The organism is Microbulbifer sp. S227A (genome assembly GCF_049800935.1).
The window spans coordinates 194,888-210,297 of record NZ_JBNAFZ010000006.1 but is presented as its reverse complement, the minus strand read 5'-3'; the positions used below and the strand labels follow the sequence as shown (position 1 = coordinate 210,297).

Annotated in this window: 13 protein-coding genes; 4 read left to right on the top strand and 9 right to left on the bottom strand. The window is 63.9% G+C overall.

From position 1 onward, the window contains the following. Nucleotides 1-4: 4 nt before the first annotated feature. The 3 genes from ACP15R_RS15860 to ACP15R_RS15850 are packed head-to-tail and all read right to left on the bottom strand — an operon-like array spanning nucleotide 5 to nucleotide 5,013. The gene (locus ACP15R_RS15860) at nucleotides 5-1,651 is read right to left on the bottom strand and encodes a hydantoinase B/oxoprolinase family protein (RefSeq protein ID WP_424987434.1); all 1,647 of its coding nucleotides are present in this window, start codon (nucleotides 1,649-1,651) and stop codon (nucleotides 5-7) included. Next, nucleotides 1,648-3,735 (bottom strand): hydantoinase/oxoprolinase family protein, encoded by a 2,088-nt coding sequence (locus tag ACP15R_RS15855; RefSeq protein ID WP_424987433.1) that lies wholly within the window; start codon nucleotides 3,733-3,735, stop codon nucleotides 1,648-1,650. The genes ACP15R_RS15860 and ACP15R_RS15855 overlap by 4 nt, the downstream gene beginning before the upstream one ends. A gap of 3 nt (nucleotides 3,736-3,738) precedes the next feature. Beyond that, nucleotides 3,739-5,013 carry an NAD(P)/FAD-dependent oxidoreductase gene (locus tag ACP15R_RS15850; RefSeq protein WP_424987431.1) on the bottom strand — a complete coding sequence of 425 codons (1,275 nt, stop codon included), beginning with the start codon at nucleotides 5,011-5,013 and terminating at the stop codon, nucleotides 3,739-3,741. 114 nt (nucleotides 5,014-5,127) lie between these two features. Between ACP15R_RS15850 and ACP15R_RS15845 the strand changes: the two genes are divergently transcribed. Further along, nucleotides 5,128-5,532, top strand: a complete 405-nt coding sequence (locus ACP15R_RS15845) for a rhodanese-like domain-containing protein (protein ID WP_424987430.1) — start codon at nucleotides 5,128-5,130, stop codon at nucleotides 5,530-5,532. 2 nt (nucleotides 5,533-5,534) lie between these two features. Here the strand turns inward: ACP15R_RS15845 and ACP15R_RS15840 are convergent, their stop codons facing one another. After that, nucleotides 5,535-6,305 (bottom strand): IclR family transcriptional regulator, encoded by a 771-nt coding sequence (locus tag ACP15R_RS15840; RefSeq protein WP_424987429.1) that lies wholly within the window; start codon nucleotides 6,303-6,305, stop codon nucleotides 5,535-5,537. Nucleotides 6,306-6,530: 225 nt separating this feature from the next. On the opposite strand from ACP15R_RS15840, the gene ACP15R_RS15835 reads away from it, so the two are divergent. From ACP15R_RS15835 to ACP15R_RS15825, 3 genes are all read left to right on the top strand, one after another. After that, nucleotides 6,531-7,547, top strand: coding sequence for a Fe(3+) ABC transporter substrate-binding protein (locus ACP15R_RS15835; protein ID WP_424987428.1), 1,017 nt, complete (start codon nucleotides 6,531-6,533; stop codon nucleotides 7,545-7,547). A gap of 252 nt (nucleotides 7,548-7,799) precedes the next feature. After that, a complete protein-coding gene (locus ACP15R_RS15830) occupies nucleotides 7,800-8,693 on the top strand; it encodes an adenylate/guanylate cyclase domain-containing protein (RefSeq protein WP_424987427.1) in 894 nt (297 codons plus the stop codon). Nucleotides 8,694-8,807: 114 nt separating this feature from the next. Further along, a complete protein-coding gene (locus ACP15R_RS15825; protein WP_424987426.1) occupies nucleotides 8,808-9,674 on the top strand; it encodes a CobW family GTP-binding protein in 867 nt (288 codons plus the stop codon). A 43-nt stretch (nucleotides 9,675-9,717) separates the two neighbouring features. On the opposite strand, the gene ACP15R_RS15820 is transcribed toward ACP15R_RS15825, so the two are convergent. The 5 genes from ACP15R_RS15820 to ACP15R_RS15800 all read right to left on the bottom strand — a co-directional run bounded on the left by ACP15R_RS15820 (nucleotide 9,718) and on the right by ACP15R_RS15800 (nucleotide 15,385). Then, a complete protein-coding gene (locus ACP15R_RS15820; protein WP_424987425.1) occupies nucleotides 9,718-11,388 on the bottom strand; it encodes an ABC transporter permease in 1,671 nt (556 codons plus the stop codon). Between the two features lie 103 nt (nucleotides 11,389-11,491). Then, the gene (locus tag ACP15R_RS15815) at nucleotides 11,492-12,715 is read right to left on the bottom strand and encodes a phenylacetate--CoA ligase family protein (RefSeq protein WP_424987423.1); all 1,224 of its coding nucleotides are present in this window, start codon (nucleotides 12,713-12,715) and stop codon (nucleotides 11,492-11,494) included. Nucleotides 12,716-12,737: 22 nt separating this feature from the next. Then, nucleotides 12,738-13,208: a hypothetical protein gene (locus ACP15R_RS15810; RefSeq protein ID WP_424987422.1), complete on the bottom strand. Its 471-nt coding sequence runs from the start codon at nucleotides 13,206-13,208 to the stop codon at nucleotides 12,738-12,740. Then, a complete protein-coding gene (locus ACP15R_RS15805) occupies nucleotides 13,196-14,032 on the bottom strand; it encodes an ABC transporter ATP-binding protein (protein ID WP_424987421.1) in 837 nt (278 codons plus the stop codon). The genes ACP15R_RS15810 and ACP15R_RS15805 overlap by 13 nt, the downstream gene beginning before the upstream one ends. Nucleotides 14,033-14,101: 69 nt before the next feature. Continuing rightward, entirely contained in the window at nucleotides 14,102-15,385 is a 1,284-nt protein-coding gene (locus tag ACP15R_RS15800) for an ABC transporter substrate-binding protein (RefSeq protein ID WP_424987420.1), read from the bottom strand. Between the last annotated feature and the right edge of the window lie 25 nt (nucleotides 15,386-15,410).

Here is a 15,410-nt window from a genome sequence, read left to right as displayed (position 1 = left end):
GGCTCTATCCTTTGTATCCATAGTCCTGCTCGGCCTGCGCGGCGGAGATGAAACCGGCGCGCAAATCTTCTGCCACCCGCTCGGCATCGCGATCCGACGGCGCGCCATAGCCACCGCCGCCGGGCAAGCTCAGCCGCAGGCGCTGACCGTTGCGCACGAGCTGGCGGCCCTTGCTGCGCAGGGCTGTGCCATCGGCCAGTTCGACCCGACCCGGTGCCCCGGCACCACCACCATCGCGCCCGCGCGCCGCGTTGTCGACCCGGTCGAACATCGCGTTGAAATAGAAATCATACCCCGCGCGCGGTTCGATCTCGATCACCTGTCCCAGCCCGCCGCGCCATGCCCCCGCACCGCCCGACCCTTCGCGCAGATCCTTGCGCCAGACGGTGATCGGGCCGACATGTTCGGTGGCTTCGACGCTCATCGTCGAAACCCCCGAGGGAAAGGCGGTGGCCGACAAACCGTCCAGCGCGGGGCGCGCGCCGGTGCCGCCGGAATTGAACATCAATACCTCGCGGCTGGGCAAGCCGCTGTCCGGATCGCGGGGTCGGGCGGAAATCTGGATGTTCCACAGCGCGCTTGCCCCCTCGGCGGGCACCGTCGCGGGCAACGCCTTGTGCAACGCGCCCAGCACCACGTCGGGCACCAGATGGCCGAGCACATGGCGCACCGACACCGGGGCCGGACGTTTGGCGGCCAGGATACAGCCCTCGGGTGCGGTGATCTCAAACGGTTCGAGCGAGCCGGTATTGTTGGGCACCTGCGGCGCGATCGCGCATTTGAGGCCGTAACAGGCATAGGCGCGGGTATAGACCTCGGGACAGTTCACGCCGAAACGGCTCATTCCCGAGGTGCCCGCGAAATCGGCGCGCAACCTGTCGCCGTCGACATCCAGCCGCACCACCATCTGCACCGGCGCGTCATAGCCATCGACCTGCATCTGGTGGCTGAAACTGCCATCCGGCACCTTGGCAATGGCGGCGCGGGTGGCCTTGCGGCTGGCGTCGATGATGAAATCGGCCAGACCGTCCAGATCCGCGATCCCGAATTCCCCCATCATCGCCTGAAGCCGGCGGTCCCCGGCCTCGTTGCAGGCGGCCAGCGAATACATGTCGCCCACCACCTGGTCGGGTTCGCGCACATTGGCGCGCACCAGCCGGATCAGGTCGCGGGCAACCGCGCCCCGCTCGGCGAGTTTCATGATCGGGATCAACAGGCCTTCTTCGAAAACCTCGTTGCCATCGGGGCCAAAACCGCGCCCGCCAATATCGACCACATGCGCCGTGCAGGCAAAGAAACCGATATGCCGGCCATCGCGAAAGGACGGCGAAACAACCGTGATGTCATGCAGATGCCCGGTGCCCATCCAGGGATCGTTGGTGATGAAAACATCACCCTGGAATATGTTCTGCGGCCCGATTTCGCGCACGAAATGGGTAACGCTTTCGGCCATGGCATTCACATGCCCCGGCGTGCCGGTCACCGCTTGCGCCATCATCCGGCCCTGTCGGTCAAACAGCCCCGCAGACAGGTCGCCCGCCTCGCGAACCGAGGTGGAAAACGCGGTGCGGATCAGGGTCGTGGCCTGTTCCTCGACCACCGCGATCAGGCGGTTCCACATGATCTGATAATCGATGGCGGTGGGGGTCATGGCTGGTCTCCCTTGCGGATCAGGCGCAGGCTGCCATCGCCTTGCCCGACACAGCGATAGGCCGAGGTGACGATGGTCGTGGTCTCGTTCTCGACGATGATGGCGGGTCCGTCGACCGCATGGCCCGGTGTCATGCTGGCGCGGTCCACCTCCTGTGCCTCGACCGTCTGGCGCAGCGCGGCGTCATAGAATTCGCGGGTGCGCAGGGCGGCAACCGCCGCGCCGGTGTCATGGCGGCACACTTCCGGCGTATCGGGCAGGCGCGAGGCCACGACCAGCGACCAGTTGGTGATTTCAATGCCCAGCCCCTCGATCACCCGTCCGAACAGGCTGCGATAGGCGGTTTCGAACGCCGTCAGGATCGCCGCCCGGTCGCCATCCGCAAAGGGCTTGTAAGGCAGCACCACCGGGATTTCCCACCCCTGCCCGGCATAGCGCATGAACGCGGTCAGACGGGTCGTGGTCTCGGCCCCCTTGGCCCCCTGCTCGACAAAGGCGGTGGCCTCCTCCTCGAGCTCGGCCAATGCCAGGTTGACGCTGGCCGCGTCAAACCCGTCGAGCCGCTGGAAAAGTCCGCGCGTCGCCTCATAGCTGAACGGTGCCCTGAGAAATCCGATGGCCGAGCCAACCCCTGCGCCCGGCGGGATGATCAGCTCGCGAATGCCCAGCTTTTCGCACAAACGGCACGCATGCAAGGGCGCGCCGCCGCCAAAGCCGATCATGGTGAAATGTTCGATGTCGCGGCCATTCTCGACCGTGTGTACACGGGCGGCATTAGCCATGTTCTCATCCACCATCTCGGTGACACCAAAGGCGGCATCCGGGGCCGACATGCCGAGCTTCTGGGCCAGCGTGTCGGTGAGGGCGGTTTGCGAAGCGGCGACCGAGAGCGGGATCGCCCCGCCCGCGAAATTCTCCGGGTCCAGCCGGCCCAGCAACAGGTTTGCATCGGTCACGGTCGGCTCGTTGCCGCCGCGCCCATAGCAGGCAGGCCCGGGCTCGGATGCGGCGGAACGCGGCCCGACCTGGATACGGCCCAGCGTATCGATCGAGGCGATCGACCCGCCCCCGGCTCCGATCTCGACCATCTCGACCACCGGGGTCGAAACCGTCATGCCCGAGCCTTTCTTGAAACGATAGGTGCGGGCAACCTCGAACGTGTTCGCGGTTTTCGGGGTTCCGTCCTCGATCAGGCAAATCTTGGCGGTGGTGCCTCCCATGTCAAAGGACAGTACCGAGTCAAGCCCGTGCCCGCGGGCATAATCGGCGGCAAAGATCGCGCCCCCCGCGGGGCCGGATTCCAGCAGGCGCACCGGTTGCTCCGCCGCGGTTTCGACCGAGATCAGCCCGCCGCCGGAATGCAGCATGAAGACCGGTGCCGTCACCCCCGCCTCGCCCAGCCGCCGCACCAGCCGGCCAAGGTAATCGGCCACCTGCGGCTGGACATAGGCATTGGCGATCACCGTGTTGAACCGGGGCAATTCGCGCATCTGCGGCGAAATCACCGAGGACAGCGAGATCGACAGATCCGGCGCGGCCCGGCGCAGCGCCTCGGCCATCTGGCGTTCATGGGCGTCATTGGCATAGGCATGGATCAGCCCGATGGCCACCGCCTCATAGCCGCCATCCAGAACCTGCCGCACCATCGCGGCGACCTCGGCCTGCTCCAGCGGCAACAGCACCTCGCCCGACGGCCCGATGCGTTCCGGCAAGGTAAAGCGATCCTGGCGCGGCACCAGCGGTTTGGGCAGGGCGAGGTTCAGGTCATATTGCTCGAACCGGTTTTCCGAGCGCATCTCGATGACATCGCGGAACCCCTGGGTGGTGATAAAGGCCAGCTTGGCCCCGCGCCGCTCGATCAGGGCGTTGGTGACCAGCGTGGTGCCATGGATCACCTGTCCGATCTCGGCGAGCGGCACCCCGGCCTTGGCGGCGGCGATCTCGATCCCGTCCAGGATCGCCTGTTCCGGCCGGGCGTAATCGGTCAGAACCTTGCTGGTGGCCAACCCGCCGGAATGGGCCAGCGCGGCATCGGTAAAGGTGCCGCCGATATCGACACCGACGCGGATCATGGATTGGGTCATGGATCAGATGGCCTTGATTATCTGGTTGGCGGTAAAGGCGGATTGATACAGGCGCGATTGCAACGGCGCGGTGGGCACCGTCGACATCTCGCTCATCGGCAACGGCAGCCCGGCGGGGTCCATGCCGGTCAACAGCTCTGCCATGGTCTGCCCGAAAATGGTGCCGGTGGTGATACCCCGGCCATTATATCCGATGGGGGTATAGAGATTGGGCGCAAGCTGATGAATGCGGGGCAGGTGGTCGGGCGTCATCGCAATCTGGCCATGCCAGGCCTCGTCGAATTCAACCGGCCCGAGGCCGGGAAACAGGCGGGCGATCCGTTTTTTCGCCCAGCGATGCGACAGGCCGCCATCCTTGCCGCCCATGACCTTGCCCATGGACCCGATCAACAGGCGATCATGCGCATCCCGGCGCACGCTGAACATGATCTGGCCGGTGTCCCAGACCCCCTGCCGCCCCGGCAGGATGTGACCGGCTTCGGGACCGAGCGGCCGGGTGGCCAGCTGGAAATAGTTGATTATGGTAAAAATGCGCTTCAAGCCGGGCCACAGGTCGTCGGTATAGGCGTTGGTTCCCAGCACCACCGCCTTGGCGCTCACCACGCCGCCGGTCGTCTCGACCTTCCACAGCGCGCCGTCGCGGCGCAGCCTGGTGGCCCGCACCCCGGTGCTGATCTTTGCTCCGGCCCCGAGCGCGGCACGGGCCAGACCGCGGCAATAGCCCATCGGATTGATGGTGCCACAGCGATGGTCGAGCAGCCCGCCGTGGAAATGACCGGTGCCGATCATCTCTGACACCTCGCCGGGGCCCAGCAGATCGACCGGCTCGCCCAGCCGCTGCCATTCCTTGTGACGATCCTGAAGATCCGCGAAACCGCCGGGGCCGTGGGCTGCATGAATCGTGCCGGTGCGGGTCACTTCACAGCGGATCTGGTGCTTTTCGATCAGCGAAAAGACGGTTTCCGGCCCCTTGCTGAACTGTTTGATAAAACGCGGACCATAGGTCTCGCCCAGCATTTCGCGCACCTTGCGCGGTGGCAGCCAGGCCGCCGCGTTGACCAGCCCGACATTGCGGCCCGACCCGCCATAACCGATCTGTTGGGCTTCGATCACATGCGCCGACAGGCCCCTTTCGGCGCTGTGCAGCGCGGTCGACAATCCGGTGAACCCGCCGCCCACGATGGCCACGTCCACCGTGCTGTCGCCACCCAGAGATGCGCGATAGTCCGGCTCCTGCGCCGAGACATCCCAGAGCGAAATGGCGTCCTGCGCGGTCATGGCTTGATTCTCCTGCGATGAGACGGCTGTCATCTCCGGGCGAAAGGTTGCATGGCGATTCTCGCCGTGTCAACATTTGAAAACTTTGTTCCGTATACCAGCACAGGAAACAGAATGGCACAGCTCAAGACCTCTTCGGCACAGATGGTGGCCGACGCCCGCGCGCGGATAGACGAGATCGAAACCAAGGACCTCATCGCCATGCTCGATGATCCGAACCTGGTGGTGGTCGACATTCGGGATGTGCGCGAACGCCAGCGCAGCGGTTTCATCCCCGGCAGCTTTCACGCCCCGCGCGGCATGATCGAATTCTGGGTCGACCCCGAAAGCCCGTATTTCAAGGACATCTTTGGCCAGCAGGACAAGACCTTTGTCTTTCACTGCGCCTCGGGCTGGCGCTCGGCGCTGACCACGGCAACGCTTCAGGACATGGGGTTCAAGGCATCACACCTGCGCGAGGGCTTTTCAACCTGGGAGAAACAGGGCGGCCCCGTCGCCTTCCCCGACGCCAAATCCTGACGCTACATGGCGCGCAGTTTCTCCGAGACACTGCGCGCCGCATGGACCACGAGGGCACCAAAACGCTCTTGCCCGTCCTCGGGCAGGTTGATGTCCGGCAGCGAGATCCCCAAGGCGCCCACCGGTTCGCCCCCCGGCAAGGTGATGGCAGCCCCAAAGCTCAGGATACGGTCGCGGAATTCCCCCGTGTCCAGGGCATAGCCACGCCGAAGCGTTGCCTGAACATCCTGCTCCAGCGCCGCAAGGTCGGTAATCGTGCGGTCGGTATAGGCGATCATCCCGGTGCCGATCTGATCGCGCAGCGTATCGAAATCCGCCGCCAGCATGGCCTTGCCCGTCCCCACGCAATACAGCGGTGCCGTGCCGCCGATGGCATTCCACGACCGGATCGGCTTTTGGCTGTCGACCTTGTCAATATAGACGACCGACAGGTTTTCGCGCACCGCGAGATAGACCGTTTCACCGGTTTCCCGGGACAGAAAGGCCAATTCGGACGCCGCGATATCGCGCAGCTTCAGGTTCTCGACCCGCGCACGCCCCACCCGCCAGGCCTTGAGCGTCGCGGAATAGGTCTTGTCCGGCAGGTGCTGGACATAGCCCAGCGTGGTCAGCGTCTGCAAAAGCCGAAAGGTGTTCGACTTGGTCAGCCCAAGCTCTCGCGACAGGTCGGTCACCCCCTTGCCCTCAGGCGACGCCGAAAGGGTTTCAAGGATCGACAGCCCCTTGGACAGGGTGGAATCCACCTTGGGTTTGCGCTGCTCGCCTGTCGTCATCTCGGTCTTGTCCTGTTTTGTGCAGGCTAACAGCTAGGCCAGCGGTCCGAAAGGTGGCGGAACAAGGGGCCATGTCGCCCGCCGCTCTGGGGGATGCCCGGCGCGCGGCCGCCGTTTCCGAGTGTTTCACTCGGAATTTGGTTGCATCCCGTCAAGGATCCTATAATTGACTAAATAAGTCGGAAAGCATCAGGACCCGACACGCAACTGACAGGACATTGCTTCATGCTGAAATCATCCACCTGCATCACAGCCGCCCTGCTGGTCACCATGGCCGGCACAGCCAGCGCTGAAGGCGAGCTGAACCTATATTCCTCCCGTCATTACGACACCGACGAGCGTCTGTATTCGGATTTCGAAGAAGCCACCGGCATCACCATCAACCGCATCGAGGGCAAGGCTGACGAACTGATTGCCCGGATGCAGGCCGAGGGTGCCAACTCGCCCGCCGACATCCTGCTGACGGTGGATACGTCCCGGCTCAAGCGGGCCAAGGATGCCGGCGTGCTGCAAGCGGTGGACAGCGACGTGCTCGAAGCCCGTGTGCCCGGATACCTTCAGGATTCCGACAACCAGTGGTTCGGTTTCTCGCAGCGGTCGCGCATCATCTATTACGACAAGGCCGATGTGAGCGAACCGCCGCTGACCTATGCCGATCTGGCCGATCCCAAGTACAAGGGGCTCGTCTGTATCCGCTCCTCGACAAACACCTATAACCAGACCCTTCTGGCCTCGATCATCACCCATTCCGACGAGGCGACGGCCAAGGCCTGGGCACAGGGCGTGGTCGACAACATGGCGCGCGAACCGCAGGGCGGCGATACCGACCAGCTGCGCGGTATCGTGTCGGGGGAATGTGACATCGCGGTGGCCAACACCTATTACTTTGCCCGCTCGATCCGCAAGGACGTGGACGGCCTGTCCGCCGAACGTGACATGATCGGCTGGGTGTTCCCGTCGCAGGACGCAGAAGGCGCGCACATGAACCTGTCCGGCGGCGGTGTCGCGGCAAATGCTCCGAACCGGGACAATGCGGTCAAGTTCCTCGAATACCTCGCCAGCGATCAGGCGCAGCAGTATTTCTCGGCCGGCAATGACGAATATCCGGCGGTTCCGGGCGTCGGCCTGTCCCCCTCGATCGCGGCGCTTGGCTTTTTCAAGCCCGACGATGTCGACCTTTCGGCTGTCGCCGAGAACATTCCCGCGGCGCAGCGAATCTTTAACGAAGTGAACTGGAAGTAGGGGCAAACAACCCTGACGAGCAGCAGCGGGCGCAAAGGTCGACTTTGCGCCCGTTTTCATGCAGGTTCAGCGAAAACCGCGTGATTCATGGATTATTCGATTCAGATCTGACACAGTGAAGGTAAGGAAGACCGGTATTACGGGCAGGCGCGATTTGTGGCAGCTTGCGCCGCGTTGACGAGTTCCATATCGACCTCGAAATCCCGCGCACGCGGCCCGCAACCGTCCAGACCCGATCAGGATCCTTTCCAGATGCCCCTTGCCTGCGTTCTGATATCCGACATCACCGGCAGCACCCAGCTCTACGAGACAGCGAGCAACCGGGCCGCGCTCGAGCAGGTCAGCAAGGTGCTGGCACGGATGCGGCAGATCATCGAAGGCACGGGCGGCGAATGCGTCAAGTCGCAGGGCGACGATGTGCTGAGCTTCTTTGACACGTCCGAACAGGCGTTCCAGGCGGCCTGGGCGATGCTGAACGAAAGCTGGCCCGCCGGCCTGTCGGTGCATGTGGGCACCTATTTCGGCGAGATCCTCAACCACGAGAACGACATTTACGGCAGCGCGGTCAACACCGCCGCGCGGCTCTCGTCGCTGGCCAAGCCCGGCGAGATCCTGGTTGGCGACCGGAGCTATGACGACCTGTCCCCCGAGAGCAAGGACCGCATGCTGATGATCGGTGAAATTCAGCTGCGCGGCAAATCCACACCCACCCGCGTCTATTCCTGCTCGGTCACGGAGCTGAGCGAACAGACGGTGATCTTTGGCGGCGCCAGCCAGGAACGCGCGCGCGGCACCGAACTGGCCGATCTGCATCTGAACGGGCAGACATGGCAGATCAGCGAGGGCGAAAGCCTGACGCTCGGGCGCTCTGCGGAATGCGACATCGTGCTGAAACCGGCCTGGGTCTCGCGCAAGCACGCCGCCCTGTCGATCCGGCGCGGCCAGCTTGAATTCACCGATCACAGCAGCTCGGGCAGCCTTGTCCGCATGGCCGATGGCAGCGAAGTCGCCCTGCATCGGCGCGCAACGCTTTTGCATGGCAGCGGCGCGATCTACCTCGGGCCGCGCACCCATGCCGGCGACGATTGCTGCATCCGTTTCATCACCCATGAACTCGCCCTGACCCAGCCCAAACAGGCGGTCTGAAGCGACCCCGCAGTGATATCCGGTTTTCCTTGGCCCGCCGCTGCGCTAGGGCTGGGAAAACAGCCAGGAGAACATCCCAGTGACCGCCGCAGCAACACCAGACAGGGCCCGGACATGAAGACCACGCGGCTCCCCCTGACCATCTTCAGCGGCTATCTCGGCGCGGGCAAGACAACGCTAATCAACCGGCTTCTGGCCGAGGATCACGGGTTGCGGCTGATGGTGATCGTCAACGATTTCGGCTCGATCAATATCGACCAGTCGCTGATCAAGGTCCGGGGCGACGACATGATCGCGCTGACCAATGGCTGTGTCTGCTGCACCATCAGCGACGATCTGTTTACCGCGCTCGGCTCGGTTCTGGACCGCGCCGACCGGCCCGATCACCTGATCATCGAAGCCAGCGGCATCGCAGATCCCGCCGCCATTGCCAGCACCGCGATCGCGGAGCCCGAGCTGGGCTATGCCGGCATCATCACGCTTGTGGACGCGCAGAACGTCAACGGGCTTCTGGATGATCCCGCCGTCGCGCCGCAGGTCACACAACAGGTCACTGCCGCCGATCTGGTGCTGCTGACCAAGACCGAGTCCGCCGACGCGGCCCTGCTGGACCGGCTCGCCAGGCTTGGTGCGCGCGCGCCAAGGGTGCTGGACGACACGTCGCTTGCGCCGTTGCTGTTTGACATCATGCCCCGCCCCCGGGGCCGGTCACAGGCTGCGCACCCCGCCTATGTCAGTTGGCAACATGACAGTGACACGGTGATCGAGCGCCGCGACATGGGCGACAAGCTGGCCAACCGGCCACAGGGGCTCTATCGGCTCAAGGGCTTTGTGCAGACCGACGATGGCGGCTATGAGGTGCATGTCGTGGGGCAATATGTCAAAGCCAACCGCGCCCGGACCGACCGCACGACATTGGTGGCACTCGGCCTCGCGGACCGGATCAGCCGCGACGAGATCGAGACGTGGTGGCGCGGCTGAAACGGGTTCACCCCCCGGCCTGCCGGTGTGGCGCGAAACGCGGTCAGCGATTGCGCCCCACCTGCCGGCAGATCAGGATCACCGGCAACAGGCCCACGGCGACGATCACCAGCGACGGCACCGCCGCCCCTTCGAGCCGCTCGTCGCTGGCCAGCCGATAGGCTTGCACCGCGAGGGTGTCATAGTTGAACGGGCGCATGATCAGCGTCGCGGGCAGCTCTTTCATCACGTCCACGAACACGATCAGCAAGGCGGTCAGCAGGCTGGGCGTCAGGATCGGCAGATGTACCCGCCGCAACGTGCCAAGCGGGGTTTCCCCCAGCGAACGCGAGGCCGCATCCATGTTGGCGTGAACGGTACTTTGCCCGCCCTCATAGGCCCCGAGAGCCGCCGCGAGGAACCGCACCATATAGGCCGCAACCAAAAGCCAGATCGACCCGGTGATCAACAGGCCGGTGGAATAGTCGAACGTGGCCCGCATCCACGCATCAAGCGCATTGTCAAAGGCCGCAAAGGGCACCATCAACCCGACCGCGATCACGCCACCGGGCACCGCATAGCCCAGACGCGCGACATAGCCGGCAACCGCCGACTGCCGCCCCGGACGCATGCGTTGATAGAACCCGATGGTGATCGCCGCCAGCAGCGTCACCGCCGCCGCCGTTCCCGCCAGCGTCACCGAGTTGCGGACAAAGCCGATATAGCGCCGGCTGAGCAGGTCCTGCTCGCCCTCCAGGCCCATAACGAACAGCACCAACACCGGCAACACACAGCCCAGGATGACCGGGATCGCGCAGAGCAGCACCGCCAGCACCGCCCGCCATCCCCGCAATTGCGCGGGTTCCATGGCCATCTGGCGTTTTCCGGTTTCGTGGTATTTTGCCCGCCCCCGCTGTATCCGTTCGGTCACCGCGAGCAGCAGCGCAAAGCTCAGCAGGCACAGGGCAAGCTGCGCGGCGGCGGCGCGATCCGCCATCGAGAACCAGCTGGTATAGATACCGGTTGCAAAGGTCTGGACGCTGAAATAGGCGACCGTGCCGAAATCGGCGATGGTTTCCATCACCGCCAGCAAGACGCCGCCCGCAATCGCCGGCCGCGCCATGGGCAGGCTCACCGTCCAGAACGCGGCCCAGGCGCTCTTGCCCAACGTGCGCGCGGCAAGGAACGCCGCCGAGCTTTGTTGCAGGAACGCCGCCCGCGCCAGCAGGTAGACATAGGGATAAAGCACCAGCACCAACATCGCCGCCGCGCCCCAGAGCGACCGGATCTCGGGAAACCAATAGTCGCGCGGCCCCCATCCGGTCACATCACGCAGGGTCGATTGCACGATCCCCGGATGATCCAGCAGGTAGGTATAGGCATAGGCCAGCACATAGGCCGGAAAGGCCAGCGGCAGCACCAGCATGATCTCGAGCAGCCGCGCGCCGGGAAAGCGCGTCATCGTCACCAGCCACGCCGCCCCGACACCGATGGCAAAGGTGCCAACCGCCACCAGCGTCACCAGCGCGAGGGTCGTCCACGCATAGCGGGGCAGCACGGTTTCAAGCAGGTGCGCAACCGTGTCGGTGCCGCCGGTCACAGCCGCCAGCACCACCGCCAGCATCGGCAGCAGGCAGATCGCGGCAATCGCATAGGCAAGCCCGGCCAGTGCCCCGGCCCCACCATGTCTGCGTCGCCGCTTGCCGTTTGCGGCCAGCTGGAGGGCTTCGGACATCGTGGATTTGCCTTATTGCTGACGTGACGGAACAAGGGGGCAGGTGCCCCGCCCCTCTTATTCGGTCAAATGCCACGGATTTTCCAGCCCGAAACCACAAGGCTCAGTCGTAGCTGCGCTGATCCTCGATCACCAGGCCGTCCTTGGGCAGGCTGTCGGGCGAAACCACCTCGATCGCCCCCTTGAGCTTGAGCACATCGGCAACCGTCCTGGCATAGGCGGTCGCATCGCCACCGGTCGCCTCGATCCGCACGGTCATCGCGTCCATTTCGCCCTCGCGGCTGGCAATCACCCGGGCCCTGACGATTTCGTCATGACGCGACACCAGCGTCGCAACCTGTTCGGGGCGGATGAACATGCCCTTGATCTTGGTGGTCTGGTCGGCGCGCCCCATCCAGCCCTTGATGCGCATGTTGGTGCGTCCGCAGGGCGACTGGCCCGCCATCACCGCGCTCAGATCACCGGTGGCAAACCGGATCAACGGGTAATCGGGATTCAGCGTGGTCACGACCACCTCGCCCACTTCGCCCGGCGCAACCGGGGTGCCGGTGCCGGGGGTGACGATTTCCACGATCACGTGTTCATCGACGATCATCCCCTCGATCGCCGCGCTTTCATAGGCGATGTTGCCCAGATCCGCGGTGCCATAGGATTGCAGACAGGCAATGCCGCGATCGGCGTATTCCGCGCGCAGGCTGGGGAACAGGGCGCCGCCACCGACCGTCGCCTTGGTGATACCCAGCGTCACCCCCATACTGTCGGCCTTGTCGAGAATGACCTTGAGGTAATCCGGCGTGCCCGCATAGGCCGTGGTGCCCACGTCGCGCGCCGCGGTGACCTGCAATTCGGTCTGCCCGGTGCCCGCCGGCAGCACCGCCGCCCCAACCGCTCGGGCGCCGCTTTCAAACAGCATCCCCGCCGGGGTCAGGTGATAGCCGAAACAATTCTGCACGATGTCGCCTTTGCCGATGCCCACCGCATGCAGCACCCGGCCGAACCGCCACCAGTCATGATCGACGCCACCCGGTTCATAGATCGGTCCCGGCGATTGAAACACATGCGCAAAGCCCGACGCGGGATGCGCCGTGAAGCCGCCAAAGGGCGGGTTGGCCGACTGCGCCTTGCCAAGCTCCGATTTGCGCAGCACCGGCAGGCTGGCCAGCGCGGCGGCATCGGTGATGGCAGCGGCATCCACCTCCCCGAGCGATGCGGCATACCCTTTTAGCGACTGGGCGCGGGCAATCTGCAACGGCAGGGTGCGGGCCAGATCGGCGGCTCTTTCGTCCGCGCTGCGGGTTTCAAGCGCGTCGTAGAATGATGATGACATTTCGCCCTCGTGTCCTCTGACGTTAAGTGCTGGTCGGCGGACGTAACCACGCCAATAGAAGACCTGCGACAAAGATGGGAAGATGCGGCAGCATGACCGTCGGATTCACTGCCGCCGCTAAAAATTCAGCCGGTCCAAGATGGAACTTCTGGCTCCAGGTTGTGAACATCTGCAACGCGTCGATCGATGTTCCCCGGGCAATCGCGCCCTCGATATCAAGCAGGCGCAGGTGATACCCTTCCTGAACGGCCTTCCAGATCGCGTCGGTCAGATAGAAGGGCAGCACCGAACATGCCGCCAGAACCACAAGGATGGTGCCGGGCCGTTCCGCCGGTTTGCTCGCATAGGCGGCGATCAGGGCGGCCATACCTACGGTGACGCTCCACCCCTTGATGATCAGGCTCTGGTCGTTATAGGATTCGTAGACTTGGAAAATCGCCAGATATTCCTGCGTCAGCAAATCTGTCGCCGGGGTCGCCATCAGCTCAGCCAACGCTTGCGGCGGCGATAGCTGCGCACGTCGCGGAACGATTTGCGGCCCTCATCCGACATGCCAAGATAGAATTCCTTGACGTCCGGGTTCTCGCGCAGTTCGGCGGCCGGGCCGTCCATGACCACACGGCCGGATTCCAGGATATACCCGTAATGGGCAAAGCGCAGGGCCACGTTGGTATTCTGCTCGGCCAACAGGAAGGACACGCCCTCCTTTTCGTTCAGGTCCTTGACGATGCCAAAGATCTCTTCGACCAGCTGTGGCGCCAGACCCATGCTGGGTTCATCGAGCAGGATGGTTTCGGGCCTCGACATCAGCGCGCGCCCGATTGCCACCATCTGCTGTTCGCCCCCCGAGGTATAGCCCGCCTGGCTGCGGCGGCGCTCGCGCAGGCGCGGGAAGTACTCGTAGACCTTTTCAAGGTCGGCCATCATCTCGCCACGCCCGGCGTTGCGTGTGTAGAACCCGGTCAGCAGGTTTTCCTCGACCGTCAGGTGTTCGAAACAGTGACGCCCCTCCATCACCTGGATCACGCCGCGCCGCACCAGTTCGGCGGGGTCCAGATCCTGCACCCGGTCGCCGCGATAGATGATCGAGCCCTTGGTCACTTCGCCGCGCTCGGAATGCAGCAGGTTGCTGACCGCCTTGAGCGTGGTGGTCTTGCCCGCGCCATTGCCCCCCAAAAGCGCGGTGATCCCGCCCTTGGGCACGTTCAGGCTGACGCCCTTGAGCACCAGGATCACGTGATTGTAGATCACTTCGACATTGTTGACTTCCAGCAGGGTCTCGGCCTGCACATCCGTGGTCTTGGCAGCGTCCAGCATGGGGTGTCTTTCCGGCAAATCCTGTAGGAGTCCCGGCGGCGATCAGACCCGCCGCCGGGCAGTTCGCGATTACTCGCAGTTCGATGCGACGTTGTTCTCGGCCGCGAAGGCTGCCGAATCTTCGTCGATCAGCGGCTGGATCACGTCCTGGTCGGACTGAACGAATTCGGTGATCAGGTTCCACTGCTTGGCGCTGGCGTCCCATTGCGTGACGGCCACAAAGCCGTTGCCGCCGTGGTTCGCGCAGGTCACCTTGAACTCGGGACCAAAGTTGGGCAGGCCAAGTGCCGCCATCTTCTCTTCGGTGATCTCCAGCGCTTCCATGCCGTCGCGCATCTGGCCCGGCGTGATGGCCGAGGTGCCGTGGATTTCCTGCGCGGTCTTGGCGGCTTCGGCCACCAGCATCGCCGCATAGAGACCACGGTTGTAGAGAACCGTGCCCACCTGATCGCCCGCGCCGGCGGTCTTGCCGGTATCGATGACATATTTCTTGAGATCGTCATACAACGGATAGTCGCTGCCCACATTGTGGAAGGTCAGCGCCTTGTAGCCATTCGCCGCATCGCCGGCGGGCAGCACGTCATTCTCGGAGCCGGACCACCAGATACCGATGAACTTGTCCATCGGGAAACGGATATTGGCGGCTTCCTGGATGGCGACCTGGTTCATCACGCCCCAGCCATACATGATCACGTAATCCGGGCGGTCACGGCGCACCTGCAACCACTGGGATTTCTGTTCCTGGCCCGGGTGATCGACCGGCAGCAGCTTCAGTTCATAGCCGTGCTTCTTGGACAGCTCTTCGAGCGTGCGGATCGGTTCCTTGCCATAGGCCGAGTTGTGATAGACCAGCGCGATTTTCTTGCCGCTCAGGTCGCCGCCTTCTTCGTCCAGCATGTACTTGATGGCCACCGAGGCCCCATCCCAGTAGTTGGCCGGAAAGTTGAACACGTGGCTGAACACATCGCCGTTCTTGGCCGAGGTACGCCCGAGACCCGAGGTCAGCATGGGGATGTCATCCGCCGTCACCTTGGGGATCAGCTGATAGGTGATCCCGGTCGACAGCGGTTGATAAACCAGCCCGCCACTTCCCTTGAGGGATTCATAGCATTCCACACCCTTTTCGGTGTTATAGGCGGTTTCGCATTCCGGCACCTGGAGCATTTCCCCGCCGATGCCGCCGTCCCGCTCGTTCAGCAGCGTGAAATAGTCGGCATAGCCATCCGCAAACGGGATGCCACCCGCGGCATAGGGCCCGGTGCGATAGCTCATTGACGGAAACACCAGGTCCGCCAGCGCGGGGCCAGCCGCGAGAACGGCACCAAGCGCCAGTGTTGTCAGTTTCATTTTCATCGGGTTATTCCCTCCCTTTGGTTCT

Coding starts and splice junctions, on each gene's coding strand:
- ACP15R_RS15855 (WP_424987433.1), bottom strand. CDS start 3,735: ATGACCCAATCCATGATCCGCGTCGGTGTCGATATCGGCGGCACCTTT.
- ACP15R_RS15860 (WP_424987434.1), bottom strand. CDS start 1,651: ATGACCCCCACCGCCATCGATTATCAGATCATGTGGAACCGCCTGATC.
- ACP15R_RS15815 (WP_424987423.1), bottom strand. CDS start 12,715: ATGTCATCATCATTCTACGACGCGCTTGAAACCCGCAGCGCGGACGAA.
- ACP15R_RS15845 (WP_424987430.1), top strand. CDS start 5,128: ATGGCACAGCTCAAGACCTCTTCGGCACAGATGGTGGCCGACGCCCGC.
- ACP15R_RS15840 (WP_424987429.1), bottom strand. CDS start 6,305: ATGACGACAGGCGAGCAGCGCAAACCCAAGGTGGATTCCACCCTGTCC.
- ACP15R_RS15825 (WP_424987426.1), top strand. CDS start 8,808: ATGAAGACCACGCGGCTCCCCCTGACCATCTTCAGCGGCTATCTCGGC.
- ACP15R_RS15800 (WP_424987420.1), bottom strand. CDS start 15,385: ATGAAAATGAAACTGACAACACTGGCGCTTGGTGCCGTTCTCGCGGCT.
- ACP15R_RS15820 (WP_424987425.1), bottom strand. CDS start 11,388: ATGTCCGAAGCCCTCCAGCTGGCCGCAAACGGCAAGCGGCGACGCAGA.
- ACP15R_RS15835 (WP_424987428.1), top strand. CDS start 6,531: ATGCTGAAATCATCCACCTGCATCACAGCCGCCCTGCTGGTCACCATG.
- ACP15R_RS15850 (WP_424987431.1), bottom strand. CDS start 5,013: ATGACCGCGCAGGACGCCATTTCGCTCTGGGATGTCTCGGCGCAGGAG.
- ACP15R_RS15830 (WP_424987427.1), top strand. CDS start 7,800: ATGCCCCTTGCCTGCGTTCTGATATCCGACATCACCGGCAGCACCCAG.
- ACP15R_RS15805 (WP_424987421.1), bottom strand. CDS start 14,032: ATGCTGGACGCTGCCAAGACCACGGATGTGCAGGCCGAGACCCTGCTG.